This is a genomic window from Pseudogulbenkiania ferrooxidans 2002 (genome assembly GCF_000174355.1).
Taxonomy (GTDB): domain Bacteria; phylum Pseudomonadota; class Gammaproteobacteria; order Burkholderiales; family Chromobacteriaceae; genus Pseudogulbenkiania; species Pseudogulbenkiania ferrooxidans.
Genome location: NZ_ACIS01000005.1, coordinates 195,621 through 220,247 on the forward strand (window position 1 = coordinate 195,621; position 24,627 = coordinate 220,247).

Sequence of the window (24,627 nt, forward strand, 5' to 3'; positions counted from 1 at the left end):
GGATAGGGGGAGGGTGATGGTGCAAGACGTGGCCGAGGAGAGCCGGGCATATTTATCCACGTTGCTGCCGACGCCGCGTGAGTGGCGTCTTGTCAAAACGGTGGTGCTGGTGTCCCTCGTGATATTTCTGGCCTTGGTGCCGTTTGCCAAGCTCCCGCTCCCGCGCGTTTGGGCCTTTATTCCCGTCTACGAGTCGGCGCTGGTCATCAACGACCTGATCACGGCGGTGCTGCTGTTCGGGCAGTTCCGCATCTTGCGCACCCCGGGATTACTGGTGCTGGCGTGCGGCTATCTCTTTACCGCCTGCATGGCCACGGTTCATGCGCTCACTTTTCCCGATCTTTTTGCGCCGGGGGGATGGCTGGGGGCCGGCCCCCAAAGCACGGCCTGGCTGTATATGTTCTGGCACGCCGGGTTTCCGCTGTTCGTGATCGCCTACGCCTGGCTGAAGGATCAACCGCGTAGCCTCAGTCGCCTGACACGGTTTACGCCCCTGGCGGTGGCCGGCGTGTTCGGCTTGGTGGGTGCGTTCACCGTGGCCGCCACGGTCGGGCAGGACGCGCTCCCGAAAATCATGCGCGGCAACCATTACACCACGGCCATGGTCTACGTCATCGTCTCGGTCTGGGCCTTCAGTCTGTTCGCCTTGGTCCGGCTGTGGCGCTGCCGGGTGCGTTCGGTGCTCGACCTGTGGGTGATGGTGGTGGTCTGTGCATGGCTGTTCGATATCGCCCTGTCCGCCATGCTCAACGCCGGACGCTTCGATCTGGGCTTCTATGCCGGGCGCATCTATGGCTTGCTGGCCGCCAGTTTCGTGCTGCTGATGTTGTTGCTCGAGAACGGAATGCTCTACGCGCGCCTCGCCCAGATGCATCAGAGCGAACTGCAAAAGAATGCCACGCTGATGGCGCTGGCCCAGCGCATTGCAGAGGGCGATCTGACCGTGCGTGTCGACCCGCAGTCCTATATGGGTAGTGTGGGGCAGGCGTTGGAAGAGATGGTGGATAGTCTGCGCGAGATGAATCATGAAATAAGCGGCGGCGTGGCGGTGTTGGCGAGTTCGGCTACCACCATTCTGAGCGGCGCCAGTCAGGTCGCCTCCGGTGCCGCCGATAGCGCCAGCGCGGTGACCCAGGCTGTCATCACCATGGCCGAAACCAAGCAGACCGCGCTGGTCGCCAGCGAAAAGGCTCAGCACGTGTCGGAAGCCGCTCAGCGCGCCGCCCAGGTATCACAGCTCGGCCAGGAGTCGGTGGATGATGCCGTCGCCCGGATGCTGCATATCCGCGAGCACATGGGGCAGATTGCCGCCAGCACGATCAAGCTGACGGAGCATGCCATGATGATCGGCGAAATCATCGCCACCGTGAACGACCTGGCCGATCAATCCAATTTGCTGGCGGTCAACGCGTCGATCGAAGCGGCCAAGGCCGGCGAACAGGGGCTGGGTTTCGGGGTCGTGGCGCAAGAGGTGAGGAGCCTGGCCCAGCAGTCCAAGCAAGCCACGGTACAGGTACGGTCCATCCTCAACGACATCGGCAAGGCGATCAGCGGTGCCGTGCAGACGGCGGAGCAGGGGGCGCAGGCGGTGGAATCGGGGGTGAAGCAATCCAAAGCGGCCGGCGAGTCGATCCGGCAGTTGGCGGAGAGCATTGCCGAGAGCGCGCAGGCAGCGGCCCAGATTGCCGTCTCGGCGCAGCAGCAGCTGGCCGGCATCGACCAGCTTGCGCAGGCCATGGACGATATCAGCGCTTCGGCTACCCGTAACGCCGAGAGCACGCGCGAGACAGAGGCCGCGGCACAATCGCTGCATGAGCTGGGGCAGACACTGGAAAGACTGATGCTGCGCTACAAGGCGTGAGCAGGGCGGTTCACCATGCCACCGCTCAGCGCCGCTTGAGGAAGGTCTGCAGTTGCGCCAACGGGCGGGTGTTGAGCACGTCCTGCCGTTCCAGCCAGCCACGTCGCGCTTGCTCCACGCCGTAGCGCAGGTTGCGCAACTCCGCTGTGCTGTGGGCGTCGGAGTTGATGCTGATCAGCACCCCGGCCTCCTTGGCTTCGCGGCAGTGCAGATCGTCCAGGTCCAGCCGCAGCGGCTGGGCATCGAGCTCCAGCGCACAGCCGACCTCTCTGGCGCGGTGCAGCACCAGGGCAAAATCGACTGCGATCGGCGCCCGTCGTCCTATCAGCCGTCCGGTGGGGTGGGCAAGGATATGCACGCGTTGGTCGAGTGCGCGCAACAGTCGGCTGGTCTGCTTGGCGCGTGAGAGACTGAAGTGGTCGTGCATCGCGGCGACCACGATGTCGAGCCTGTCCAGCAGCGCGGCGGAAAGATCGAGCCGGCCATCTTCCAGAATGTCGACCTCCATTCCCCTTAGCAAGGTAACGCCCAGGCCGCCGGCGCTTTGCAGCCGGTCGATCTCGTCCAGTTGCGCTAGCAACCGCTCCTCGTTCAGCCCACGGGCAAGGCGTTGCTGCGGCGAATGATCGGTAATGGCCAGATATACCAGTCCCAGCGCGTGCGCGGCGAGCGCCATGTCCTTGATGCTGTTCTGCCCGTCGCTGGCGACGCTGTGGGTGTGCAGATCGCCGCGCAGGTCCTGCCAGGTCAGCAATGTGGGCAGGCTGCCGTGGCGTGCCGCCTCGATCTCGCCGCGCGCTTCTCGCAGCTCCGGGGGAATCACGGGCAGGTGCAGCATGGCGTAGACCGAGGCCTCGCTGTCGCCGGCGATGCGTTGCCCGTCACGGTACACCCCGTATTCGTTGATCTTGAGGCCGCGCTCGCGCGCCATCAGCCTGAGTGCGATGTTGTGCGCCTTGCTGCCGGTGAAATAGAGCAGTGCCGCGCCGAAACTCTCCGGGCGCACCACGCGCAAATCCACCTGCAGGCCGTTCTGCAGGCGCACGCTGGCCTTGGTCGTGCCCTGCGCCAGCACCTCGTCGACGTCTTCATGGGCGGTAAAGGCAAACGGCACGTCGTAGCCTGGCGTGGCGGCCACCAGGATGTCGATGTCGCCGACCGTGTCGCGGCGGCGCCGGTAGCTGCCAGCCACCTCGACCTGCCGTACCCCCGGCACGCGGCGCAGGTAGTCGAGCAGCTTTTCCACGGTCGGGCGCACGCGGGCTCGCGCCAGCCGGGCATGGGTGTCGAGGTGCTTGGCCAGCGCCTGCAACAGCTGCTGTTCCAGCTTGGGGCCAAAGCCCGGCAGTTGACGCACCAGGCCTTGTTCTGCCGCGTGCTGGAGGTGGGACGGCGAGGTGATCGCCAACTCGTGATACAGGGTGCGGACCCGTTTCGGGCCCAGACCGGGTATCGACAGCAAATAGGCCACCGCCGGCGGCACCTCGCCGCGCAGCCGATCGAGAAGCGCGCAGGTGCCGGTATGGGCGATCTCGACGATCTTGGCGCCCAGATCCGCGCCGATGCCGGGCAGCTTGGGCAAAGGCAGCCCTTGTGCCACCAGTGCGGCCAGCTCCTGGTGGTATTCGCCCAGAGTGCGGGCCGCATTGCGGTAGGCGCGGATACGGAACGGGTTGGCCTCTTCAATCTCCAGAAGATCGGCAATTTCCTCGAAAACCTGGCTCACCCTGACGTTGTGCAAGGGCATGGCGGGGTAATCGCTCAGGCAGGGTGGTTGCGTTGCTTGCCGGTGCTGACACGCTTGGCTTGCCAGCCCTCTTGCGCTGCTTCGGGAAGAAACTTCACCGCCATGCCTTCACTGAGTTTGTCGAATGCTTGGTCGACGAGATTCTCGGCCGAGAAATAGTAGTCGTTGCCGTCCTCGCCCTCGATGAATCCGAAGCCGTCGAGCAGGCGTGCCACGGTGCCGTGAGTGGGCTCCATATGCTGCTTGGTCTCGCCGCGCCGGATACGGACATGGTCTTCCAGCATGCGCCGTGCGGCGTCGAAGGCGTCGCGCAAGGCCACATAGACATCTTCATGGTTCTGCCGGTTGCTGACGACTTCGGTGCCAGGCGCTGTCATGTCGATCTGCACGAAGTAGTGCTCGCCCTGGTTGGAGTGGCGGTGCGGTAAGCCGACGGTGACGTTGCAGCCGATGAGGCGTGGGAAAAACTGTTCCAGCTTTTCCAGCTTCTGCTGGATATGGGTTGAAAGGGCTTCGGATTCGGGAAGGTTTTCGTAGTTGATTTGCAGCAGACAGGCCATGCTTGCTCTCCTCTGTGTTGTCGCGTGTAGCGCAGGGCAAAAGGGCTCAGGGCAGCCGGTAATCCAGCGGCCAGTATTCCTGGATGTAGTCGAGGATGTTCATGTCGGTATTGGGGGAAATGTGCTCCCAGGGATGGCCGCCGTGATCCAGCCGCGCCAGGCGCTTGTGGCGGATGTTGACTTCGTGCAGCGGCAGTCCTTCGGCCCGGTAGCGGGCAAGGTCTTCCTCGTAGCCGGGCGTGTCGAGGTAGAACAGCCATTCGGTGGCGAAATCGGCTTGCAAGGCTTCCAGCGTGCGGCCGATGTCGTCGTCGATCAGAATCGGCTCCTGCAGCCTGGGGTGGCCACGGCTGTAGTCGTACACCCAGCCGCCGTAGAGGTCGCCGTCCTTGGTGGCGAGAAAACGCTGCGGTTCGTCGGTGAAGAAATCTTCCAGCAGGAAAAAGGCACGGTGGAAATGCGCGCCCTTGGCCCCGGTGAACCAGCCCATGACGTGGCGCTCGGTGGTGGTGTAGAGCATGGCGCACAGCAGGCCGCGCTCCCCGGGGGAAAAGGCGAGATACGTTTCAGCTTCGTGGCGTTTCATCTCGTGTGGCCTTTCACCGTCGCCGTGTCGAGGTTGTCCCGACGCCCCACCCGCCGGCGCAGTATTTTCTTGTGAGCCTTGACTGTATTTTTAGTTTAGCTTTCAGACGGCCGGTGTGCGCCAGATTGGGTATATGACAGGAGGCCCCTGCCGTCGGGCCCATCCACGTAGAAGCGGCGGCCTCTCCGAATCAGGAGTCAGCCCGTTGGACTTCAGCGCTCGCTCGGGGAGGGCGCCACGGGCGCGGTGAGTGGCAGCACCAGTTCAAAGCGCGCCCCCTGTCCCGGCGCGCTCGACACGCTGATGCTGCCGCCCAGCACGGCGGTCGCCAGGTTGTAGACGATGTACAAGCCGAGCCCGCTGCCGCCCATGCCCAGTTTGGTGGTGAAAAAAGGGTCAAAAGCGTGCTTGGCCGTGGCCTCGTTCATCCCGATGCCGTCGTCCGAATAAGCGAGGGTGACCTGATCCTGATCGGGCTTGGCCTCGATCCGGATCGTTCCCGAGTCGATGCCTTCGAAGCCGTGCAGCAGAGTGTTGGTGACGAGGTTGGAAATGATCTGCTCGATCGGCCCCGGGTAGCTGTCGAGCGTGATGCCGGTGGCGACGGTGACGTCCAGCCGATGTGCGGTGTGTTTCAACTTGGGCCGCAGCGTCATCAGCACTTCGTCGATGGCCTGGCGCAGGTCGAAACGACGGCGCCGCATGCTGGTTTGGTCGACCGCCACCTCCTTGAAGGTGCCGATCAGGTTGGTGGCGCGCTGCAGGTTGTTTTCCAGCAACGCCACCGCTTCGCCGCTGCGGGCGAGAAAATCGAGCAGAGCCTGCTTGCGCAGTGTGCCGGCAGCGACTTGCGCCAAGAGGGGGTCGATCATCGCCTTGAGCGATGACGCTACGGTCACCCCGATGCCAAGCGGTGTATTCAGTTCATGGGCCACGCCGGCCACTAGGCTGCCGAGCGAAGCCAGCTTTTCGGCCTGAACCAGTTGATTCATCGCCTGTTTCACTTGGGCGATGAGCAACTTCTGCTCTTCTTTTTCACGCTCCAGCGCTTCGTTGGCTTCCTTGCGTTGTTCGATCTCGCGCTCCATCTGCTCTTGGGCGCGATGCAGGGCGCGATTGATTTTTTCGTTCTCGTGCAGGGCCGCTTCCAACTCCTTGGTGCGCTCGTGCACCTGGTCTTCCAGCATCACCGCGGTCTGGAACAGGCCAAAATCGGAGCCCTGGGTGCTCATCCCCCGTTCGGCGCGGTTCATCAGGGCCGTGACGACCTTGTTGAGACGGGTGATTTCAGCCCGGAGCGCGTCTTCGCCGCGGATGTCGCGGTCATCCCGGGGCGTTTTGTCAGGGGGCATGGCCTTCTCGCGGGTAACCCAGAGCAATGCCGGTCAGCGTCTGGTTGACGTGCACGCCGTGGTATTGCTCGCCGTAGGTGCTGAAGCCGACGACATGGTTTTTGCGCAGCAGCTCCGCCACGGCGTCTTTCGCCCCGCTTTGAGTCATCTCCAGGTTGCGCAGGATGCAATCGCAGGCCAGGACCAGCTGGAACGGGCCGATTTCGGCGCGGATCGTGCCGAAGGTGCGCTCGAGATTGCCCAGCAGGTCGACGCCGCGCACGACGCGCAACACCAGGCCTTCGTCGATGGCGCAGAAAAAGGTCAGGCTGCCATCCGGGTTGGCGCGCTGGATCGAACGGACATAGTCGGTGCCGTCGATGGTCACCACCACCGGCGAGGCGGCAAAGCGCATCGGGTTGAGATCCCCCACGGCTACGCCGACGACCCGGGCGTATTCCTCGGCGGCGGGCAGGCCATTGATTTCCCGGACGATGCGCTGGTTGGCATCCGCTTCGGTCACGACCAACCGTTCTTCCTCGCTGACGAAATGCTGGGTCTTGAAGATTTTGAAGGGCAAGCGGGTGCTGACCAGCAGCAGGACGGCGCTGTCGGAGTGAAAGGCCCCATTGTGGAATACCCAGGTGCGGGTCAGCTTGAGGTTGTCACCGGCCGACCCTCCGAAAAGCGTTATCGCGCCGAGCGCATCCTGCAGGGCGCGCGCCACCGGTTCTTCCCGGCGCGACAAGCCGTCGATGAGCAGGAACGAGAAACAGTTCTCCGGGCCGACTGCCGGTGCCGCGGCCTCCAGTTGCTGCAGCAGGGGCTGCACGAAGGCGGCACCTTCGCCGATCTGGAAGTGCTGCAAGTCGCCGATGCGGCCTGACACCGCGGTGCATGACGCCGCGGGAAAGCTGGCGCCGGTCAGCCCTAGATCGTGGTAGCCGACGGGCCCGATCTCTCCGGCGGCGGTACAGCCAACCACCGTGACACCTTGAAACAGCTTCGTCATTTCGTCCGCCAGCGCGTCGAGGTCGTAATCGCTGGAACAGAAAAACACGACCAGTGCCATCCCGGGCTGGCAGACCCCGGCGTAGAACTCCCGCACGGCCGCCCGAGCATCGCCGACGCGCGATTGTGCGGTGCGGATGGTGTTTGGAATGCTCACGATGACTTGCCCTTTGTAAGTCGCGTTGGCTCCCGTTCGTCCCGAGATGACAGAAGCCGCGGAGAAGCAGCGCTGTGTGATCGGGGGTGTCCAATCGGCCGCTGAGCGTGAGCTGAACGATCACCTCACCTGACCTGAGGGCGCGCTCCCGATGGAGGCGTCTCTCTTCTTTATAAGTGCAACGTTCACCGCGTGTGCCATGTTTCTGACATGCGTGGACAAACGCGCTGGGCTTAGGGCGATGGATCGAGATGGTACTTTTTCCGCAGGTGGTCGAGCTGGCCCGATGCCCTGATCTTGCCCATTCCATCATCGATGGCGCCAATCAGTTGTCGCGCTCTCGGGTTGTTTTTGCCAATGCCGATCACCAGCTTCAATCGCCCCTCCAGGCAGCCGGCGTTACGAACCCGTTCGGGGGGTACCTTTTGACTCAGGACGAGATGGCGCATCACGGCTTCATGCTCAACCGCCACCGGGTATCGCCCGGTCAGCAGCTTATTGAGATTGGTCTCGCCGGCGTTCTGGCCTCTATTGAAATCAAGCAGTGAAGCCGCGGCGTGCCGGCGAGCCTGGAGGTAGGCGTCAAACGCGCCGCCATCATAACCGTAGTCGGCAATGACCCCGAGCGGCACCGCCCGCAGCGAGGCCTGCCCGGTGTAGCGCCACGTGCTGTGCTGCAGGGTATAGAAGCAGGCGCGCGAAAAGGCCAGAGGCCGGCTCAGGAGCAGCCGGTCATCGATGGGGGCGGCGTAAACACCGTCGATATCCCGTTCTTCGGCCAACGTCATCGCCCGATTCAAGGGCATCAGCAACGACTCCAGCCGATAACCGGCCGCGGACACGATCTGCCCGGTCAGCTCCACCAGGAAGCCGCCGGTAATCGTACTGTCCTGGGCGCAGATGTAAGGGCACCAATTATCCGAAGCGAGCCTGATACTCGGTGCCGACACGGCCGCCAGCGGCAGGGCGGGCAAGCACAACAAAGCCATCAAGGCACGGAGCAGGGTGTTCATATGGGTCTGACGAATCAGGGCAGGAGGGCGGCGGCGGTTGCGGGTACTTCAGCTTAGCTCACGGTGCGAGTACCGCTTTCGCCCTGAAAAAGGCGGCATGCTTCACTAAGATGCAAGCACACCAGTTGTTGGCCGCCGAGCGGACGGCAATCCGTTTATCCACTTCAGGGAGTGAGAAGAATGATGGGAATGCATGCACTCAGCAAGTCACCGCCCTTGACCCTTGCGATGGTCGCCATCATGGCAATGGCCGCCGGATGGGCGCAGGCCAAGGAGGCCGTATACGAAGGGAAACCGGTGCGCATCGGGCAGGGCCAGGCCCATACCGTGGTACGCACGGACGCCAGCGGCAAGCCGATCTCGATCGGCCTGGTCTTCACCGAGACCGCGCTGCAAGGGCTGCCTGCTGCAGCGGCGGGCGGGCGTGCCGATTTCCCCTATCAGCTCGGCATGCCAAGGAAAGGTCCCAGGACGGTGGTCGACCACGTGGTGATCGACTGGGAATCTACCGGCCATCCGCCACCCAAGGTGTATGACGTGCCGCATTTCGACTTCCATTTCTACCTGGTCAATCCTTCCAAACGGATGAAGGTGACGTTCAAGAATGAGGGCGAATCCGGCGATCCGTCCCAGCAGCCGCCAGCCGAAGGACTGCCCGCCGGTTATATCGTGCCTCCGGGCACCGCCGTGCCCGGGATGGGCGTACACGCGGTCAACCCGCACTCGCCGGAGTTCCAGGGGCAGCCGTTCACGGCCACCTTCATTTACGGCTACCACGACAAGAAGCTGACCTTCCTCGAGCCCATGGCCACACTCTCGTTCCTCGAGTCTCAACCCAATTTCTCGGCCCCCATCCCGAGGCCGGCAAGCTACAGCAAGCAAGGACTCTATCCTTCCAGCTACAGCGTCAAATACGACCAGGCCAGGAAGAGCTACGAAGTGACGCTGGCAGACTTGCAATAGAGGTTTGTGCCAAGGGGGCGTGCGAGGCGCGTCCCTGCCGTCCCTCGCATCAAGAGATCAGAACCATCAGCCCGCCAAGAGGCGGGCTTGATGCTTTTAGCGACGAGTTTCTTTGGCCAAAGAAAACGGTAGGATACGGCGCAGTACGTTTTCGGATTTGAGCACCGCGTGCATCAGTGCCCCGGATACATGCAGGCCCAGCAATACGGCGAAGCCCGCTGCGGCGGCAGAATGCATATCCCCAAACAGAGGTGACAGGGCTCGGTTCTTTTCCAGCAAGGTGGGCAGGTCGAACAGACCAAACACGCTAACCGCATGACCTGCTGCATTCGTTTTGAGCCAGCCCAATACCGGAATACCCAGCATGCTGAGGTACAACAGGCCATGTACTGCTTTTTCGGCTAGGTACTGTTTCGATCCCTTGGTATTGATCGACGGGGGCAGGGCGCGGCGGTGAATCCGCTTATTCAGTACTCGCAGCACGGCCAGGATCAAAACGCTGGCGCCTATCGATTTATGCAACGACATCAAGTCCATGTTGTCGTCGAGCATCCAGCCAATGGCCAGGTTTCCTATGATGGCAATGGCTACCAGCCAATGAAGAAGGCTAACAGATAGCGGGTATTTCTTGGTCGACAAGGCCGACATGGACGTGACTCCTGAGTTTGATGTTTTGCTGATGGGCTCAATCAAGGCTTAGGTCAGCAAGTCGTGGTAATGCTTTTTGCTGACATTGATTTTTTGCAAGGCGGCTTTTGCTGCCTTCAAATCATTGGCGCGAACGGCCTGGTTGACGACGTTAAGCTCTTGTTGCAGCTCCTGCATCCCCTTGCGGTAGGTTTCAGCGTCGCTTTTGTATTGAAGCTTGCTGGCCTTGGTCGCATCGACCTGCAGCCGATTGGCATATTGAGAAAATTCCGGAATGGAGGTGCTGTTCATGGCACCTTTCATGGCGACTTTCATGTCCTTCATGACATTCTTTACTTCACCCGCCTGAACCGGCGAACAGAATGCGAATGCGGAGACCATCAATGCAATGGTCACGAAGCCAGCTTTGCGGTTGAACTGACGAGAGGTATTCATGTGGGTCTCAGTTGCCGTGGAAGATATGCCCGACACCATAAGTCCGTGTTATTAAACCTAACTTAAGGACGATTTTTGGACGAAGGTGGAGATCCCTTCTCCGCCGGACCGGCATACGGCGCCTACCGCGTTCTGATTGCCTGGGTGGACTGGCCGGCCTCGGCACACATGCGGCACCCCCGGCTTGCTACAATCCACCGCATTGCAACGTCTTCGCTTCCCAATGCGCATCCTCCATACCTCTGACTGGCATCTGGGCCAGCACTTCATGGGCAAGACCCGTCAGGCAGAGCACCAAGCCTTTATCGACTGGCTGATCCGGCAGGTTCGTGACCACGCCGTCGACGCCGTCGTCATCGCCGGGGACATCTTCGATACCGGCGCTCCTCCCAGCTACGCGCGCGAGTTGTACAACCGGCTGGTGGTCGAGCTGCACAACGCCGGCACCGCGCTGGTGTTGCTGGGCGGCAACCACGATTCGGTGGCCACGCTGGGCGAAAGCCGGCCCTTGCTGGCCTACCTCAGTACCACGGTCATTCCCGCCGTTGAAGAGGGTCTGGGCCAGCAGGTTCTGGTGCTGAATAAACGTGACGGCGCGCCCGGCGCCATCGTCTGCGCCATTCCGTTCATCCGTCCGCGCGACGTGCTGCAGAGCCAGGCCGGGCAGAGCGCGGAAGAAAAACAGCTCTCGCTGCAGGAAGCCATCCATCGGCACTATCAGGCCGTGTACCAGCTCGCCTGTGCCAAACGCGAGGCGCTGCGCACGCCCTTGCCGATTATCGCCACCGGCCATCTCACCACCGTTGGCGCCAGCGCCAGCGAATCGGTGCGGGAGATCTACGTCGGCGCGCTGGAAGCCTTCCCGACCACCGCTTTCCCCCCGGCCGATTACATCGCGCTGGGCCATATCCACCGCCCGCAGAAGGTGGGCGGGCTGGAACACATCCGCTACAGCGGCTCGCCCATCCCCTTGAGTTTTGACGAAGCCAGCCAGCAAAAGGAAGTGCTGCTGGTGGACCTCGACACTATCGGCCTGATGGGTGTGACGGCGCTACCCGTGCCACGCTTCCAGCAACTGGTTTCGCTCAAGGGTGATTTGAAGACACTGGAAAGCCAGATTCAGGAGGCAGTCCAACTGGGCAGTGCCGCGCAGCCGGTGTGGCTGGAAGTGCTGGTGAAGGGGGACGATTACCTGTCGGATCTGCAAGCCCGCATCCAGAGCATGACCGAAGGCCTGCCGGTGGAAGTGCTGCGCCTGCGCCGGGATCGGGGCAATGCCGTCGCCGCCCTGCAGGCTGCGGCCAGAGAAACGCTGGATGAACTGACGCCGTTCGACGTGTTCGGCAAACGGCTGGAGCAGGAAGTGCTAGACGAGGCCCTGAAGGCACAGCTGGAGGCACGCTACCGCCGTATTGTGACCAGCCTGCAGGAGGGCACGGCGTGAAGATCCTGACCCTGCGTCTGAAAAACCTCAACTCGCTCAAGGGCGAGTGGAAAATCGACTTCACCCAGCCGCCGTTCAAGAACAACGGCCTGTTCGCCATCACCGGCCCCACCGGCGCCGGCAAGTCCACGCTGCTCGATGCCATCTGCCTGGCGCTGTACCACGAAACCCCGCGCCTCAAGACTATCTCGGCCTCGTCCAACGAGATCATGTCGCGCCACACGGCGGATTGCCTGGCCGAGGTGGAGTTCGAGGTGAAGGGGCAGGTGTACCGCGCGTTCTGGAGCCAGCGCCGCGCACGCGACAAGGCCGATGGCGCTTTGCAGGCGCCCAAGGTGGAGCTGGCCGATGGCGCCGGCAACATCCTGACCTCCCAGATCAACGACAAGCTCAAGCGCATCGAGGCGATTACCGGGCTGGACTTTGCCCGTTTCACCAAGTCGATGATGCTGGCGCAAGGCGGTTTTGCCGCCTTCCTCAACGCCAGCGCCAACGAGCGCGCCGAACTGCTGGAAGAGCTGACCGGCACCGACATCTACGGCCAGATTTCGCAGCGCGTGTTCGAGCAGGCACGCGATGCCAAGCAGGCGCTGGATCAGCTCAGGGCCAAGGCCGACGGGGTCGAACTGCTGCCCGAAGAGCGCCGGCAGGCGATGCAAGAGCAAATCGGCGAACTCACGCAGCAGTTGACTGCGCTGCACGCCGAACAGGAGCAAACCCGGGCCCTGCGCCAGTGGCGTTATGAAGTGGGCCAGGCCGAGTTGGCCGAAGAGCAAGCCCAGTCCGCCGCACAGGCCGCCCAGGACGCACTCCGTCAGGCCGAGCCGGAACTGCAACGGCTGCAACGGAGCGATCCGGCCGAGGCGGTCCGCCCCGTCTACCTGGCGTGGCAGGACGAGATGGCCCGGCAAGGCCAGACCCGGAGCGCCCTGGAGCGGGTGCAAGAGCAGCTTGCCGCCAGTCGGCAGCAGTCGGTGTCGGCCCACTGGCAGGCTACAACTATTGCCGAGGGTTTGGCGGCACGCGAGCAGCAGCGCGGCCAGGCCGTGCAGGACGAACTCCAGGCCAGCCAGGCGTGGCTGGCACGGCACGCCCACTTTGCCGGGCTGGGCGAGAAACTGAGCGGCTGGCAGAGCGAGTACGGCCAGATTCAGCAAGCTCAACAGGCGGTGCAGCAACTGCAAACCCAGCAGCAGGCGCAGCAGGGTGAACTGGCCGACATCGAAACCCGCCTGGCCCGACAAGTACAGGCCTTGCAGCAAGCCACCGCCCGCCACGAACAAAGCCGGCAAGCCACGCAAGAAGCCGAGCGCCAGGCGGCCGCGCTGCTGCAAGGCCAGACGCTGGCGGGCCTGCGCGACAGCTGGCAGCGCATGCAGGAACAGCTGCAGGCATGGCGGCAGCTGGCCCAGCAGGCAACGCAGCTGCGCCAGCTCGCCGCCCAGCGTGTGCAACAGGAAACCAGCCTTGCCGACACCCACCAACAGTTGGCCGAACAGCAAACCGGGCTGGACGCCCTGCGCCGCGACTACCGGCAGCTGAAAGAGCAGGTGGACGACAAGCGCAAGCTGCTGCTGCAAGAGCAGCGCATCCAGAGCCTGGAAGCGCACCGGGCCGCGTTGCAGCCGGGCGAGGCCTGCCCCTTGTGCGGCTCGCACGAACACCCCGGCATCCAGTCCTATCAGCAACTGGACAGCTCCGCGACCGAACGCGCCCTGCAGGACAAGGAAGCCGCGCTGCAGCGGCTCGAAGAAACCGGAAACGCCGCCAAGGGCCAGCTCGCCAGTCTGACCGGCCGGCAGGAACAGCAGCAACAGTCCCTCGCGGCGCTGGCGCAATCGCTCCAGCTCGCCCAGGCCGAGTGGAACGCCAGGGCCGCTCCGCTCGGCCTGAGCGATAACGAGTGGCAGCACGAATCCTCCTTGCAGCAAGGGCTGACCACGGCGGAGCAGCAGGAAGCCGCCCTCAAGACCACGCTGCAGCAGGCCGAAACGGCACAGCAAAGGTTGGCCGAAGCCCAGCAGCAAGAGGCGCAGTCCGCCGCGCAACGGCAGGAAGCCGCCCAGCAGCACGAATTGCTGCAGCAAAGCCAGGCCCATGCGGCCAAGCGCCTGGCCGAGCTGCAACAACAGCGGGACGTCGCCTCACGCGCCGCACAGCAAGCCAGCGAGCGCCTGCTGGCCGCCATCGCCGCTGCCGGATTCACGGTTGCAAACGATATGGCCCACTGGCTGGCCGAGCGCCAGCAAGACTGGCAGACATGGCAGGCCAAACAGCGGGAGCAACAACAGCAAGAAGCCGAGCTGCTCAAGCAGCAGGCGCGCAGCGAACAGGCGGCCAAGCTGGCTCAGGTCTGGCAGGCGCGCTGGCGCAAGCTGGGCGTCGAGGCTCCCTGCCACCGGGCCGACGGGGTGACCGACGAGGCGGCGCTCGCGCGCTGCGCCGAGCGGGTAGAGGCGTTGTCCGCGCAGATCGCCAGCCTGCAAGGCCAGCACGCCCAACTGGAGGCAGACCTGCACGCGCAGCAACGGCAAGGCGTCGACGCCGAAACCGCCTGGCTGGCAGCGCTGGCGGCCAGCCCGTTTGCCGATGGCGACGCCTTCCGGCAAGCCCTGCTGCCGGGCGAAGAACGCCAGCGGCTGCAAACCCTGCGCCAGCAACTTCAGCAAGCGGTGGAACATCGCCAGGCCGTGCTCCACACCGCCACCGCGACCTTGCTTGCCCTGCAACAGCAGGCCCGCACCCCGCTCGCCCTGGCGGAACTGGACGCCGCCCTCGCCACGCTCGACGCGCAGCGGCAGGCCCTCTCCAGCCAGCAAGGCGCCCTGCAGGCGCTGCTCAACGACGACGCCCTGCGCCGGCAAGGCCAGCAGGCGCTGTTCCAGCAGATCGAGCAGCAGGCGGCCGACGTGGACATCTGGCAGCGGCTCAACAGCCTCATCGGCTCGAAAGAGGGCGACAAATTCCGCAAATTTGCCCAAGGGCTGACGCTGGACCACCTGATGCACCTGGCCAACCGCCATCTCGAACGGCTGCACGGCCGCTATCTGCTGCAGCGCAAGCCGACCGGTGAACTGGAGCTGGAAATCGTCGATACCTGGCAGGCCGACGTCACGCGCGACACCCGTACGCTGTCGGGCGGCGAGAGTTTCCTGGTCAGCCTGGCGCTCGCCTTGGCGTTGTCCGACCTGGTCAGCCACAAGACCTCGATCGACTCGCTGTTCCTCGACGAAGGCTTCGGCACGCTGGACGGTGAAACGCTGGAAGTGGCGCTGGATGCGCTGGACGCCATCAACTCCAGCGGCAAGTCCATCGGGGTGATCAGCCACGTGGCTGGCATGCAGGAGCGCATCGCGGTGCAGATCGTCATCCGCAAGGCGAGCGGGCTGGGGGCTTCCCGCATCGAGATCGCCGCCTGACGGCCGCCCGCGCGGCCTGTCACGAAAGGGTGGGTGGCATCAGGCAAACAAAAAGCCCGGTCACCGGACCGGGCTTCTTGAACGCCGCGCGGCAAGGGCGCGAGCAGTAACGCTCACGCTTGCGGGGTTGCCTTCGTCGCGTTCGTCCGCCGCAACAAACGGCTGTGGTCGATCAGCTCCGCGGCGCGCGCGCGCAGTTGCCCGCAGCCGCCGTCGATATCCTGCCCGGCGGAATCGCGCACCTTGGTCAGCACGCCGTGGTCGTGCAGGTAGCGCTTCATCAGGTGGATGCGCTCGGCGGACGGGCGCTGATAGTGGTCGCCCTCCACGCTGTTGTACGGAATGATGTTCAGCACGCCGTACTTGCCCTTCAGCAGCCGCACCGCGGCGTCCATTTCTTCCTGCGTATCGTTGACACCGGCCAGCAACGTCCACTGGTACTGGATCGGGTAGCCCACGCGGCGGGCGTAGTCCTCGCCCAGCGCCACCAGCTCGGCCGGGTCGTAGCGCGGCGCGCGCGGCAGCAACTGGGCGCGCAGCTCGGCGCGGGTGGTGTGCAGCGACAAGGCCAGCGCCGGCTTGACGTGCTGCTGCGGCAGCCGCTCGAACACGCGCGGATCGCCCACCGTGGACAGCACCAGGTTCTTGTGGCCGATATGGCCGTCGCTGCCCAGCAGGTCGATGGCGTCGAGCACGTTGTCCAGGTTGTGCGCCGGCTCGCCCATGCCCATGAACACCACCTTCTTCACCGGCCGAATGCGCCGCGCCAGCGCCACCTGCGCCGCAATCTCGGCGCTGCCGAGCTGACGCAGCAGGCCGCTCTTGCCGGTCATGCAGAAGGTACAGCCCACCGCGCAGCCCACCTGGCTCGACACGCACAGCCCGTCGCGCGGCAACAGTACGCTCTCCACCATCTGGCCGTCGTTAAGCTGAACCAGCAGCCGCAACGACCCGTCCGCTGCCGGGTGCTGCGACTGGATGCGCGCCAGCCCCTCCACCTGTGCCGCTATCGGCGGCAAGCCGTTGCGCACCGAGAGCGGAAAATAATCCTCGCTCTTCTGGCGACGGGTGCCGGCATCCAGCGGCTGCCCCTTGAGCCAGGCGCGTTGGATGCGCCCGATGTGGCAGGGAAGGGCGCCGATCGCGGCGAGAGAGTGCTGGAGATCCTGAATACGCATGGAAAGCTTCTAAATCGTGGTGCTTACGGCGCGGCCTTGCCGCCATCGCTCTGGCAGGTCAGCCCCTTGCCGGCAAACCCGCCGTACAGCATCAGCTGCCCGGCCACCTTGCGCGACAGCGCGAAGGTATCCGGCAGGCTGCGATCGCCCTCGTTCTTCGGCCACACCATCTGCCGCTTCTCGTCCATGAAACCCTGGTAGCGGGTGCCGGCCCGGCTCAGCTCCACCGTCTGCGTCTGGCGGTTGTAGCTGAACTGCGTTTGATCCGGGCAATGAAAACGGCCGTGCAGCGGCTCCTGCTGGCAGGCGCACAGCAAGGCTGGCAGCAGCCAGCAGGCCAGGCGGGGGAGAGCGTTCATCGGGCAAATCGTGGGTGACGGGGGTGGGGCGACACTATAGCACGACACGGGCCAGCCCGGTTTTGCAGCCCGGCCGAATCGACGGCCCCACAGGAGCCCGCATCGGCGTGAAATCAAGAGGCAGGGAAACCGGGGCATCGGCAATGCCGCAGCGGCAACCAGGGCGGCTCTCACACTGTTCGCCTGCCGAAAATGCCATTGGAGTTATATCCATTTCCGGCGTATTCCCATACAATTTCGTCGCCACCCATCATGACAATGGCAATGCCGCATGCCAGCCCAGCCGTAGCTGGGGAAAACTGGCCCTACACAAGAGAAACCTCATGAAGAAAAGCTTGCTTGCCGGCCTGCTGGCCGCTTCCGTACTGTTTACCGGCTGCGCTTCGGTCCCGATGGGTGACCCGAAAGCCGATGCCCAGCTCAAGACCTTTGCGGCACCGCCCGCCGACAAGTCGGGCATCTATATCTACCGCAACAGCTTTGTTGGCCAGGCGCTGAAGAAAGACCTGCACCTCAACGGCGAACGCCTCGGCGAAACCGCCAACAAAGTCTATTTCTACCGTCAGGTGGCTCCCGGCAAACAAACCGTCAGCACCGAGTCCGAATTCAGCGACAACAGCCTCGACCTGATTACCAATGGCGGTCAGAACTACTTCATCGAGCAATACATCCGCATGGGTGTGTTCGTGGGCGGCGCCAACCTGAAGCTGGTGAGCGACGAGGAAGGCAAGAAGAACGTGCTGGAAACCAAGCTGGCTAAATAAGGTAGGTCACAGAAATGAACAGGCCCGGCAACGCTGGGCTTTTTATCTGATTGTCGTGCCTAGAACCCCGACTCGTTGGGCTTCATTTCATCCAGAATCATTCTGCTTTGCTGTGAGGTGGAGCTGATTCGTTGTGCAAGTGTGTGGATGGTACATTACGATAAATTAGTTAAAGACCACAAGGTGAGGTACCTCATGAGCCGTTCCCAATCAATCGTCGACTATCTGAAAAAGCTACCACAATTTATGCCGGCTGGGCCGGTCGAGTGCCTCGACACTAGAACGGGGGCTAGAGTTTTTGCGCCTGTTGATGCGGAGAGAGCTGCTCAGGGATTCCTGGCGGTTGAGTTTCCTGGTGGCAAGATGTTTGAAGTGATTGGCGATTTGTATTTTCAGGTGCAAATCGTCGATGCAGTTAATATCTGGTTGGCACTTGGTGAAATGAACGGCAGCCTAGAGGGGCTAGTTCAAAATCAAATGGAGCATTACCGCTTGAAGGTGGGTTAGCAACAGCCTTGACACCATTCTTAAGCGTATGGTTTTTTGTGAGCCGCAACAAATTTACGTGGTACTGGTGTGGGTATGAGCCAAAAAAGAGCCGCAATGCGGCTCTTTTTTATGTTTAATGCTTTCATTGTTTGAGGGTAAGTTTTTAAATAGAGCTGGAGTGTCTTTATTTTCTCTTGGTCCAGTAATTTGATCTTTGCAATTTTGCTTTGGCGCGTAAATATTCCTCATGAATGTTGATTTGTTCTAAATGATTGTTCGTGAAATTATTTTCCAGTAGCGATTGCTGTATGATTTTGTGATCAAGTTGGAGCTTTAATTCTGATATTAGCTGATCCTTTGTTTGTGCGTCGCCGCTAAGTAAATTGACTCTATCGAGGAGGTTTTGAATTTTTTCCTGCTGTTCTACATGCTTTGTGCTGTGCTCAATGAGGGCGAGATTGAGTCTTTGTATGTGGGATCCCATCTCGTCAGCTTGGCCTGCTGTCCTGTTGAATAAAAGTAAATATTCTTCAATCACGTCAGGGGGGCTCTGTTTGTATCTTATCTTATGGTCAATTTCGCTCCAGCCTTCCTCAAAGATTGTTCGTGCTTGTATTTCAACGTAATGTAAATCTAAAAAAGGCTTGCTCTCAATTATGTAATGAACGGATCTGTACCCTGCACGGTGTGGTTCAATAGTGCATTCTCTCTCTTGATATAAATTCTGATCATCGCCGTCGCGAATTTTTGCCACTGGTCCTTCTTTAATTGACCATTTGTTTTTGACAAAATCATCAATTCCTTGCCAGTCATTCTTGAATAGATGTATTGCTCTAACGCCAATGATATCCGTAATTTTTTCTTGGTAGTTTCTTGCGGTGATTGGGCCGTTTTTTTCACGCCATTCGGCGTTGGATGACTTTCTGAATATCTTTTCTATCAAACTGGCTTCGCTTTTTATTCTGTATTTTAGCGAGTGGACATGTCTACAATTTCTAATTGTGGAGACTACTAGGTTGCCAGTTACTTCAAAAGCCTCTCGATTGAGGCGGTAGTGCTCTTGTATTTCTTGGAGGCATTCTTCCGTAATTTGTGCGGCGTCCAGTTGCTCTTTCGGTAGTCTATATTTGGTATCCATAAAAATCCAAATAAGTTATCTATATGACATTATTCGCAATGAAAAAAGAGGGCAGTTTCCTGCCCAATTTTGTCAAAAAATCAATCCCAGCTCAGTGCCCCGCCGGTCTGATACTCCGTAACTCTCGTCTCAAAAAAATTCTTCTCTTTCTTCAAGTCGATCATCTCGGACATCCACGGGAACGGGTTGGTCACGCCCGGGAACATCGGCTCCAGGCCGATCTGCTGCATGCGGCGGTTGGCGATGAAGCGCAGGTATTCCTTGAACATGGCGGCGTTGAGGCCCAGCACGCCGCGCGGCATGGTGTCTTCGGCGTAGGCGTATTCCAGTTCCACCGCGTGCTTGAACAGGCCGGTGATCTCGGCCTTGAATTCTTCGGTCCAGAGCTGCGGGTTTTCCTGCTTCACGGTGTTGATCAGGTCGATGCCGAAATTGCAGTGCATGGACTCGTCGCGCAGGATGTACTGGTACTGCTCGGCGGCGCCGGTCATCTTGTTCTGGCGGCCCAGCGCCAGGATCTGCACGAAGCCGACATAGAAGAACAGGCCTTCCATGATGCAGGCGAACACGATCAGCGACTTGAGCAGCTGCTGGTCGGTTTCGGTGGTGCCGGTCTTGAATTCCGGGTTGCACAGGGTGTCGATGAACGGGATCAGGAACTCGTCCTTGTCACGGATGGATTTGATCTCGTGGTAGGCATTGAACACTTCGCCTTCGTCGAGGCCGAGCGATTCGACGATGTACTGGTAGGCGTGGGTGTGGATGGCTTCGTCGAAGGCCTGGCGCAGCAGGAACTGACGGCATTCCGGCGCGGTGATCTGGCGGTAGGTGCCGAGCACGATGTTGTTGGCGGCGAGGCTGTCGGCGGTGACGAAGAAGCCGAGGTTGCGCTTGACGAGGCGCATTTCGTCTTCGGAAAGCTGGCCGGTTTTCCACTGTTCGATGTCGCGCTGCATGTTCACTTCTTGCGGCATCCAGTGGTTGGCGCACTGCGCCAGGTATTTTTCCCAAGCCCACTTGTACTTGAACGGGACGAGCTGGTTGACGTCGGTCTGGCCGTTGATGACGCGCTTGTCGCTGGCGTTGACGCGGCCGGTGCCGTGGGCGTCCATCGAGTTGTTGGCGGCGGTAACGGGGGTGATCGGGTCTTCAAAGCTCAGCATGCGGATACTCCTGGTTATTCTTTCTAAAGTGTTTCGATGGGCTTCGGCCAACCTTCAAAGGTTGGCCGAAGCCCGATGTTTCAATGCCATTCCGAAACCGGCTCGGCGGAGCCGGCTTGAGAATGGGGCAGGGGGCGGGCCCTGCCGATTGCCGCCCGGTCGACCGGCGACGCGGTGTTTCGCCCGTCTTGCGGCCGGCGCTTGCCTGTCGGTCCGTTTCAGTAGCCGCCGTTCACCCGGCCGGTGAGCGGGCGGATCGCGATCGACGACAAGTCGTTCACCTTCCACACTCGGCGCATGTGGCCGAAGTCGCGGCGCTGCGCATCGCGCAGTTCCACTTCGGGACGGTAGTTGAGGTCGAACCACACTTCGCCGAGGTAGACCGTTTCGCCCTCGCGGATGTCGAACGGCTTGTTCAGCGCAAAGTGTGTGACGCGGTGGTAAGAAGACCACCACAAGTCGTCGTCGCTCCACTGGCCCCAGGCGTCCTGCAGTTCGTAGCGCCCCGGCGGCAGCGCCACCAGTTGCAGCTTGCCTTCCGCCGGGCTCATGCCTTCTTCGCCGAACACGGTGTCGGTGTTGAAGCTGGCCCAGACCGTGCCGTGCCGGCTGTTGTCCAGACCGCGCCAGTTGAGGTTGGCGCTGGCGCTGTCCGGCGTGAAGGTGCGCACCGTCATCGAAAAGATCGCGTAACCCTGGCCCGGCGGCGGCTTCAGCGAGCCGTGCAATTGGTCGGCCATGGTGGTGCAGCCGGCGAGCAGGACGATGACACACAGCAGCAGTAAACGGCGCATGACAATCTCCTCGGCGACGTGAGGTCGCATGGGGTTTTGACTGGCCGGACGGCTACCGGGTTCGGCTCATCCTGAAGCCGGCTCGGGGAACCGGCTTGGGGATGAGGGGTTGGCCGAAGCGGGCTTCGCTTCGGCCAACCTTGGCGGAACGCTCCATTCCTTCGCAACGCTACGCTTGCCTTGCTCGGTCAGGGGCTTCCGCTCCACTTCTACATTATTGGCAAGCCTCGCATGTTCTGCGGGCCTGGCGATTCACCGCGCAAGGCGGTGCATCGCATCCGGGTTGTTGCTTCGCATCAACCGCCGATGGTTCCGCTTGCCTTATTGGCAAGCCTCGCAGTCGGGGTTGTCGATCGAGCAGAACTTGGCGTCGGTGGCCGGGGTGTTGTCCACTTCCGGCGCGGCGCTCACGGCCGGGGTGGTGGCCGATACCGCGTTCAGCTCGCCGCCGCGACCGGTCGACTTCTCGGCGCTGGTGGCCGCCAGGGTGCGCAGGTAGTAGGTGGTCTTCAGGCCGCGTACCCAGGCGTACTTGTACAGCTCGTCCAGCTTCTTGCCCGAGGCGCCAGCCATGTAGAGGTTCAGCGACTGCGCCTGGTCGATCCACTTCTGGCGGCGGCTGGCGGCGTCCACCAGCCATTTCGGGTCCATCTCGAAGGCGGTGGCGTAGATCGCCTTGAGCTCGGCCGGGATGCGGTCGATGCGGCCCAGGCTGCCGTCGAAGTATTTCAGGTCAGAGACCATCACTTCGTCCCACAGGCCGAGCTTCTTCAGGTCGCGCACCAGGTGTTCGTTGGTGACGGTGAATTCGCCCGACAGGTTGGATTTCACGAACAGGTTCTGGTAGGTCGGCTCGATCGAGGCGGACACGCCGATGATGTTGGCGATGGTCGCGGTCGGGGCGATGGCCAGGCAGTTCGAGTTGCGCATGCCGTGTTCCTTGATGCGCTCGCGCAGCTTGTTCCAGTCCAGGCGCTCGGTGCGGTCCACGTCGAGGTAGCCGCCGCGTTCGGCCGCCAGCAGGTTGATGCTGTCGTGCGGCAGCACGCCGCGATCCCACAGGCTGCCCTTGTACGACGGGTAACGGCCGCGTTCCTGGGCCAGTTCGCTCGACGCCCAGTAGGCGTGGTACGCCACCAGTTCCATCGATTCATCGGCGAACTCGACCGCTTCCTGCGAGGCGTACGGAATGCGCTTCATGTGCAGGCAGTCCTGGAAGCCCATGATGCCCATGCCGACCGGACGGTGCTTCAGGTTGGAGTTGCGCGCCTTCTTCACCGGGTAGAAGTTGATGTCGATGACGTTGTCCAGCATGCGCATGGCGATGCGGATGGTGCGCTGCAGCTTGGCGCCGTCGAGCGTGCCGTCGGCCTGCATGTGGCGGGCCAGGTTGACCGAGCCCAGGTTGCACACGGCGATTTCGTCGTCGTTGGTGTTGAGCGTGATCTCGGTGCACAGGTTGGAGCTGTGAACCACGCCCATGTGGCCTTGCGGGCTGCGGATGTTGCACGGATCCTTGAAGGTGATCCACGGGTGGCCGGTTTCAAACAGCATGGTCAGCATCTTGCGCCACAGGCTCAGGGCCGGGATGCGCTTGGACACCTTGATCTCGCCGCGGGCGGCCATGGCTTCGTATTCCTGGTAGCGCTTCTCGAAGGCAGCGCCGACCAGATCGTGCAGGTCCGGGCACTCGGACGGCGACAGCAGCGTCCACTCGGCGCCGTCCATCACGCGCTTCATGAACAGGTCCGGAATCCAGTTGGCGGTGTTCATGTCGTGGGTGCGGCGGCGGTCGTCACCGGTGTTCTTGCGCAGCTCGACGAATTCCTCGATATCGAGGTGCCAGGTTTCCAGGTAGGCGCATACCGCGCCCTTGCGCTTGCCGCCTTGGTTGACCGCCACGGCGGTGTCGTTGACCACCTTCAGGAACGGCACCACGCCTTGCGACTTGCCGTTGGTGCCCTTGATGTGCGAGCCCATGGCGCGCACCGGGGTCCAGTCGTTGCCCAGGCCGCCGGCAAACTTGGAGAGCAGGGCGTTTTCCTTGATGCCTTCGTAGATGCCGTCGAGGTCGTCCGCGATGGTGGTCAGGTAGCAGCTGGAGAGCTGGCTGCGGCGCGTGCCGGAGTTGAACAGCGTCGGGGTGGACGACATGAAGTCGAAGCTCGACAGCACGTTGTAGAACTCGATGGCGCGCGCTTCGCGCTCCACCTCGTTCAGAGCCAGACCCATGGCGACGCGCATGTAGAACGCCTGCGGCATCTCGATGCGGGTGCCGTTCACGTGCAGGAAGTAGCGGTCGTACAGGGTCTGCAGGCCGAGGTAGCCGAATTGCAGGTCGCGGCTGGCGTCGAGTGCGGCGCCCAGTTTTTTCAGGTCGTACTCGCCCAGACGCTCGTCCAAGAGTTCGGCGGCGATGCCCTTCTTGATGGCCTGCGGGAAGTAGCTGACGTAGCACTCGCCCATTTCTTCCTGGCTGACGGCTTCGCCGAGGATTTCCAGGCGGATGTTGTTGAGCAGCAGGCGGGCGGTGACATAGTCGTAGGCCGGGTCCTGCTCGATCATGGCGCGCGCGGCCAGGATGGCGGACTTGTTGACTTCTTCTTCGCTGACGCCGTCGTAGATGTTCTTCAGCGTTTCGGTGAGGATGGCGTCGACGTCGGTTTCGGCCAGGCCCACGCAGGCCGATTCGATGGTGGCGCGCAGCTTGGCGATGTCGAGCGGCAGCTTGGCGCCGTTCTTGCGCACCACGTTGATGGTGATCTGGGTCAGGGCTTCGCCACGGGCGGCGCGCTCGCGCGAGCGCTCTTCACGGTACAGCACGTAGGCGCGGGCCACGTCGTGCTCGCCGGCGCGCATCAGCGACAGCTCCACCTGGTCCTGGATGTCTTCGATGTGGATGGCGCCGCCTTCCGGCTTGCGGCGCATCAGCGCACTCACCACCATCTCGGTCAGTTGGGCGACCTTGTCGCGGATGCTGGCGGAGGTCGCGCCCTGGTGCCCCATGATCGCCAGGAAGGCCTTGGTCATGGCGATGGAAATCTTGACCGGTTCGAACGGTACGACGGCGCCATTGCGGCGGATGGTCTTGTACTGGCTGAAGTCGGCTTGCGGTGCGGCGGCTCGGCCGAGCTCGGCGGCAGTTTGCCCTTCAAAGGTGGTCAGTTGCATGGGGCCCTCTTGCTTTGGGTGGTGGATTGTCAGCGGGACGAAACCGCTGTGGACAAGTCTGTTGAAAAGCTGTGTGTTAGCTGTGGGCAAACACTATATATATTGTTTTACTGCGGAACAGGCCCAAATTCTAGTGGTGAGTGAGCGGCAGAACAAGTCTTGACAGCGCGCTGGAAAACGGAAATCCGCGTGGTTATTGGCTTTGCGGGCCACTTCCCGTTTTCGGTGCTTGCCGCGCTATTGCGGTGCGGCAGGCTACAAGCCCCGTATTACAAGGAATGGTTCGCTGGCAACAAAACAACACCAGATGGTGTGGGCATGGCGTGTGGCGGCGATGCTACGCCGCAGGCATGAAAAAACCGCCACGGTGGGCGGTTCGTGTCGTGGCCAAACCCG

At 62.0% G+C, this 24,627-nt stretch carries 21 protein-coding genes; 7 read left to right on the plus strand and 14 right to left on the minus strand.

Annotated elements, in window-relative coordinates; genetic code table 11:
* Window positions 1-109: 109 nt before the first annotated feature.
* Window positions 110-1,861, plus strand: coding sequence for a methyl-accepting chemotaxis protein (locus FURADRAFT_RS10185; RefSeq protein WP_236261571.1), 1,752 nt, complete (start codon window positions 110-112; stop codon window positions 1,859-1,861).
* Between the two features lie 25 nt (window positions 1,862-1,886).
* Here the strand turns inward: FURADRAFT_RS10185 and polX are convergent, their stop codons facing one another.
* The 6 genes from polX to FURADRAFT_RS10215 form a co-directional block, all read right to left on the minus strand.
* Window positions 1,887-3,608 (minus strand): DNA polymerase/3'-5' exonuclease PolX, encoded by a 1,722-nt coding sequence (gene polX / locus FURADRAFT_RS10190; protein WP_008954061.1) that lies wholly within the window; start codon window positions 3,606-3,608, stop codon window positions 1,887-1,889.
* Between the two features lie 14 nt (window positions 3,609-3,622).
* Window positions 3,623-4,168: an HPF/RaiA family ribosome-associated protein gene (locus tag FURADRAFT_RS10195; RefSeq protein ID WP_008954062.1), complete on the minus strand. Its 546-nt coding sequence runs from the start codon at window positions 4,166-4,168 to the stop codon at window positions 3,623-3,625.
* Between the two features lie 46 nt (window positions 4,169-4,214).
* Window positions 4,215-4,754, minus strand: coding sequence for a hypothetical protein (locus FURADRAFT_RS10200; protein WP_008954063.1), 540 nt, complete (start codon window positions 4,752-4,754; stop codon window positions 4,215-4,217).
* Window positions 4,755-4,966: 212 nt separating this feature from the next.
* Window positions 4,967-6,106 (minus strand): sensor histidine kinase, encoded by a 1,140-nt coding sequence (locus tag FURADRAFT_RS10205; protein WP_008954064.1) that lies wholly within the window; start codon window positions 6,104-6,106, stop codon window positions 4,967-4,969.
* A complete protein-coding gene (gene nosP / locus FURADRAFT_RS10210) occupies window positions 6,096-7,253 on the minus strand; it encodes a nitric oxide-sensing protein NosP (protein WP_008954065.1) in 1,158 nt (385 codons plus the stop codon). The genes FURADRAFT_RS10205 and nosP overlap by 11 nt, the downstream gene beginning before the upstream one ends.
* 233 nt (window positions 7,254-7,486) lie before the next feature.
* Entirely contained in the window at window positions 7,487-8,266 is a 780-nt protein-coding gene (locus tag FURADRAFT_RS10215; RefSeq protein WP_008954066.1) for a substrate-binding periplasmic protein, read from the minus strand.
* 180 nt (window positions 8,267-8,446) lie between these two features.
* Here FURADRAFT_RS10215 and FURADRAFT_RS10220 point away from each other — a divergent pair, with 180 nt between their 5' ends.
* Complete coding sequence (locus FURADRAFT_RS10220) at window positions 8,447-9,229, plus strand: DUF5602 domain-containing protein (protein WP_008954067.1); 783 nt, start codon at window positions 8,447-8,449, stop codon at window positions 9,227-9,229.
* A 96-nt stretch (window positions 9,230-9,325) separates the two neighbouring features.
* On the opposite strand, the gene FURADRAFT_RS10225 is transcribed toward FURADRAFT_RS10220, so the two are convergent.
* On the minus strand, window positions 9,326-9,877 hold the full coding sequence (locus FURADRAFT_RS10225; protein WP_008954068.1) for a cytochrome b: 552 nt from the start codon (window positions 9,875-9,877) through the stop codon (window positions 9,326-9,328).
* Between the two features lie 48 nt (window positions 9,878-9,925).
* Window positions 9,926-10,312 carry a cytochrome b562 gene (locus FURADRAFT_RS10230; protein WP_008954069.1) on the minus strand — a complete coding sequence of 129 codons (387 nt, stop codon included), beginning with the start codon at window positions 10,310-10,312 and terminating at the stop codon, window positions 9,926-9,928.
* A 223-nt stretch (window positions 10,313-10,535) separates the two neighbouring features.
* Between FURADRAFT_RS10230 and sbcD the strand changes: the two genes are divergently transcribed.
* Entirely contained in the window at window positions 10,536-11,756 is a 1,221-nt protein-coding gene (gene sbcD, locus FURADRAFT_RS10235; RefSeq protein ID WP_008954070.1) for an exonuclease subunit SbcD, read from the plus strand.
* Window positions 11,753-15,175: an AAA family ATPase gene (locus FURADRAFT_RS10240; protein ID WP_008954071.1), complete on the plus strand. Its 3,423-nt coding sequence runs from the start codon at window positions 11,753-11,755 to the stop codon at window positions 15,173-15,175. The genes sbcD and FURADRAFT_RS10240 overlap by 4 nt, the downstream gene beginning before the upstream one ends.
* Before the next feature lie 113 nt (window positions 15,176-15,288).
* Here the strand turns inward: FURADRAFT_RS10240 and FURADRAFT_RS10245 are convergent, their stop codons facing one another.
* Both FURADRAFT_RS10245 and FURADRAFT_RS10250 read right to left on the minus strand, forming a co-directional pair.
* Window positions 15,289-16,353, minus strand: a complete 1,065-nt coding sequence (locus tag FURADRAFT_RS10245; protein ID WP_008954072.1) for an RNA methyltransferase — start codon at window positions 16,351-16,353, stop codon at window positions 15,289-15,291.
* A 23-nt stretch (window positions 16,354-16,376) separates the two neighbouring features.
* Window positions 16,377-16,712 (minus strand): hypothetical protein, encoded by a 336-nt coding sequence (locus FURADRAFT_RS10250; protein WP_008954073.1) that lies wholly within the window; start codon window positions 16,710-16,712, stop codon window positions 16,377-16,379.
* A 323-nt stretch (window positions 16,713-17,035) separates the two neighbouring features.
* Here FURADRAFT_RS10250 and FURADRAFT_RS10255 point away from each other — a divergent pair, with 323 nt between their 5' ends.
* Window positions 17,036-17,476: a DUF2846 domain-containing protein gene (locus FURADRAFT_RS10255; protein WP_008954074.1), complete on the plus strand. Its 441-nt coding sequence runs from the start codon at window positions 17,036-17,038 to the stop codon at window positions 17,474-17,476.
* A 195-nt stretch (window positions 17,477-17,671) separates the two neighbouring features.
* Window positions 17,672-17,983: a hypothetical protein gene (locus FURADRAFT_RS10260; RefSeq protein WP_150105048.1), complete on the plus strand. Its 312-nt coding sequence runs from the start codon at window positions 17,672-17,674 to the stop codon at window positions 17,981-17,983.
* A 166-nt stretch (window positions 17,984-18,149) separates the two neighbouring features.
* Here FURADRAFT_RS10260 and FURADRAFT_RS20160 read toward each other — a convergent pair whose 3' ends face one another.
* From FURADRAFT_RS20160 to FURADRAFT_RS10275, 4 genes are all read right to left on the minus strand, one after another.
* Entirely contained in the window at window positions 18,150-19,103 is a 954-nt protein-coding gene (locus FURADRAFT_RS20160; protein ID WP_008954076.1) for a RelA/SpoT domain protein, read from the minus strand.
* 80 nt (window positions 19,104-19,183) lie between these two features.
* On the minus strand, window positions 19,184-20,266 hold the full coding sequence (locus FURADRAFT_RS10265; protein WP_008954077.1) for a ribonucleotide-diphosphate reductase subunit beta: 1,083 nt from the start codon (window positions 20,264-20,266) through the stop codon (window positions 19,184-19,186).
* 218 nt (window positions 20,267-20,484) lie between these two features.
* Complete coding sequence (locus tag FURADRAFT_RS10270; RefSeq protein WP_008954078.1) at window positions 20,485-21,060, minus strand: hypothetical protein; 576 nt, start codon at window positions 21,058-21,060, stop codon at window positions 20,485-20,487.
* Between the two features lie 321 nt (window positions 21,061-21,381).
* On the minus strand, window positions 21,382-24,231 hold the full coding sequence (locus FURADRAFT_RS10275; RefSeq protein ID WP_008954079.1) for a ribonucleoside-diphosphate reductase subunit alpha: 2,850 nt from the start codon (window positions 24,229-24,231) through the stop codon (window positions 21,382-21,384).
* A gap of 159 nt (window positions 24,232-24,390) precedes the next feature.
* On the opposite strand from FURADRAFT_RS10275, the gene FURADRAFT_RS20550 reads away from it, so the two are divergent.
* Window positions 24,391-24,585, plus strand: coding sequence for a hypothetical protein (locus FURADRAFT_RS20550; protein WP_150105049.1), 195 nt, complete (start codon window positions 24,391-24,393; stop codon window positions 24,583-24,585).
* The last annotated feature ends 42 nt before the right edge of the window (window positions 24,586-24,627 follow it).

Coding starts and splice junctions, on each gene's coding strand:
- polX (WP_008954061.1), bottom strand. CDS start 3,608: ATGCCCTTGCACAACGTCAGGGTGAGCCAGGTTTTCGAGGAAATTGCC.
- FURADRAFT_RS10195 (WP_008954062.1), bottom strand. CDS start 4,168: ATGGCCTGTCTGCTGCAAATCAACTACGAAAACCTTCCCGAATCCGAA.
- FURADRAFT_RS10200 (WP_008954063.1), bottom strand. CDS start 4,754: ATGAAACGCCACGAAGCTGAAACGTATCTCGCCTTTTCCCCCGGGGAG.
- FURADRAFT_RS10205 (WP_008954064.1), bottom strand. CDS start 6,106: ATGCCCCCTGACAAAACGCCCCGGGATGACCGCGACATCCGCGGCGAA.
- FURADRAFT_RS10215 (WP_008954066.1), bottom strand. CDS start 8,266: ATGAACACCCTGCTCCGTGCCTTGATGGCTTTGTTGTGCTTGCCCGCC.
- FURADRAFT_RS10220 (WP_008954067.1), top strand. CDS start 8,447: ATGATGGGAATGCATGCACTCAGCAAGTCACCGCCCTTGACCCTTGCG.
- FURADRAFT_RS10225 (WP_008954068.1), bottom strand. CDS start 9,877: ATGTCGGCCTTGTCGACCAAGAAATACCCGCTATCTGTTAGCCTTCTT.
- FURADRAFT_RS10230 (WP_008954069.1), bottom strand. CDS start 10,312: ATGAATACCTCTCGTCAGTTCAACCGCAAAGCTGGCTTCGTGACCATT.
- sbcD (WP_008954070.1), top strand. CDS start 10,536: ATGCGCATCCTCCATACCTCTGACTGGCATCTGGGCCAGCACTTCATG.
- FURADRAFT_RS10245 (WP_008954072.1), bottom strand. CDS start 16,353: ATGCGTATTCAGGATCTCCAGCACTCTCTCGCCGCGATCGGCGCCCTT.
- FURADRAFT_RS10250 (WP_008954073.1), bottom strand. CDS start 16,712: ATGAACGCTCTCCCCCGCCTGGCCTGCTGGCTGCTGCCAGCCTTGCTG.
- FURADRAFT_RS10255 (WP_008954074.1), top strand. CDS start 17,036: ATGAAGAAAAGCTTGCTTGCCGGCCTGCTGGCCGCTTCCGTACTGTTT.
- FURADRAFT_RS10260 (WP_150105048.1), top strand. CDS start 17,672: ATGAGCCGTTCCCAATCAATCGTCGACTATCTGAAAAAGCTACCACAA.
- FURADRAFT_RS20160 (WP_008954076.1), bottom strand. CDS start 19,103: ATGGATACCAAATATAGACTACCGAAAGAGCAACTGGACGCCGCACAA.
- FURADRAFT_RS10265 (WP_008954077.1), bottom strand. CDS start 20,266: ATGCTGAGCTTTGAAGACCCGATCACCCCCGTTACCGCCGCCAACAAC.
- FURADRAFT_RS10270 (WP_008954078.1), bottom strand. CDS start 21,060: ATGCGCCGTTTACTGCTGCTGTGTGTCATCGTCCTGCTCGCCGGCTGC.
- FURADRAFT_RS10275 (WP_008954079.1), bottom strand. CDS start 24,231: ATGCAACTGACCACCTTTGAAGGGCAAACTGCCGCCGAGCTCGGCCGA.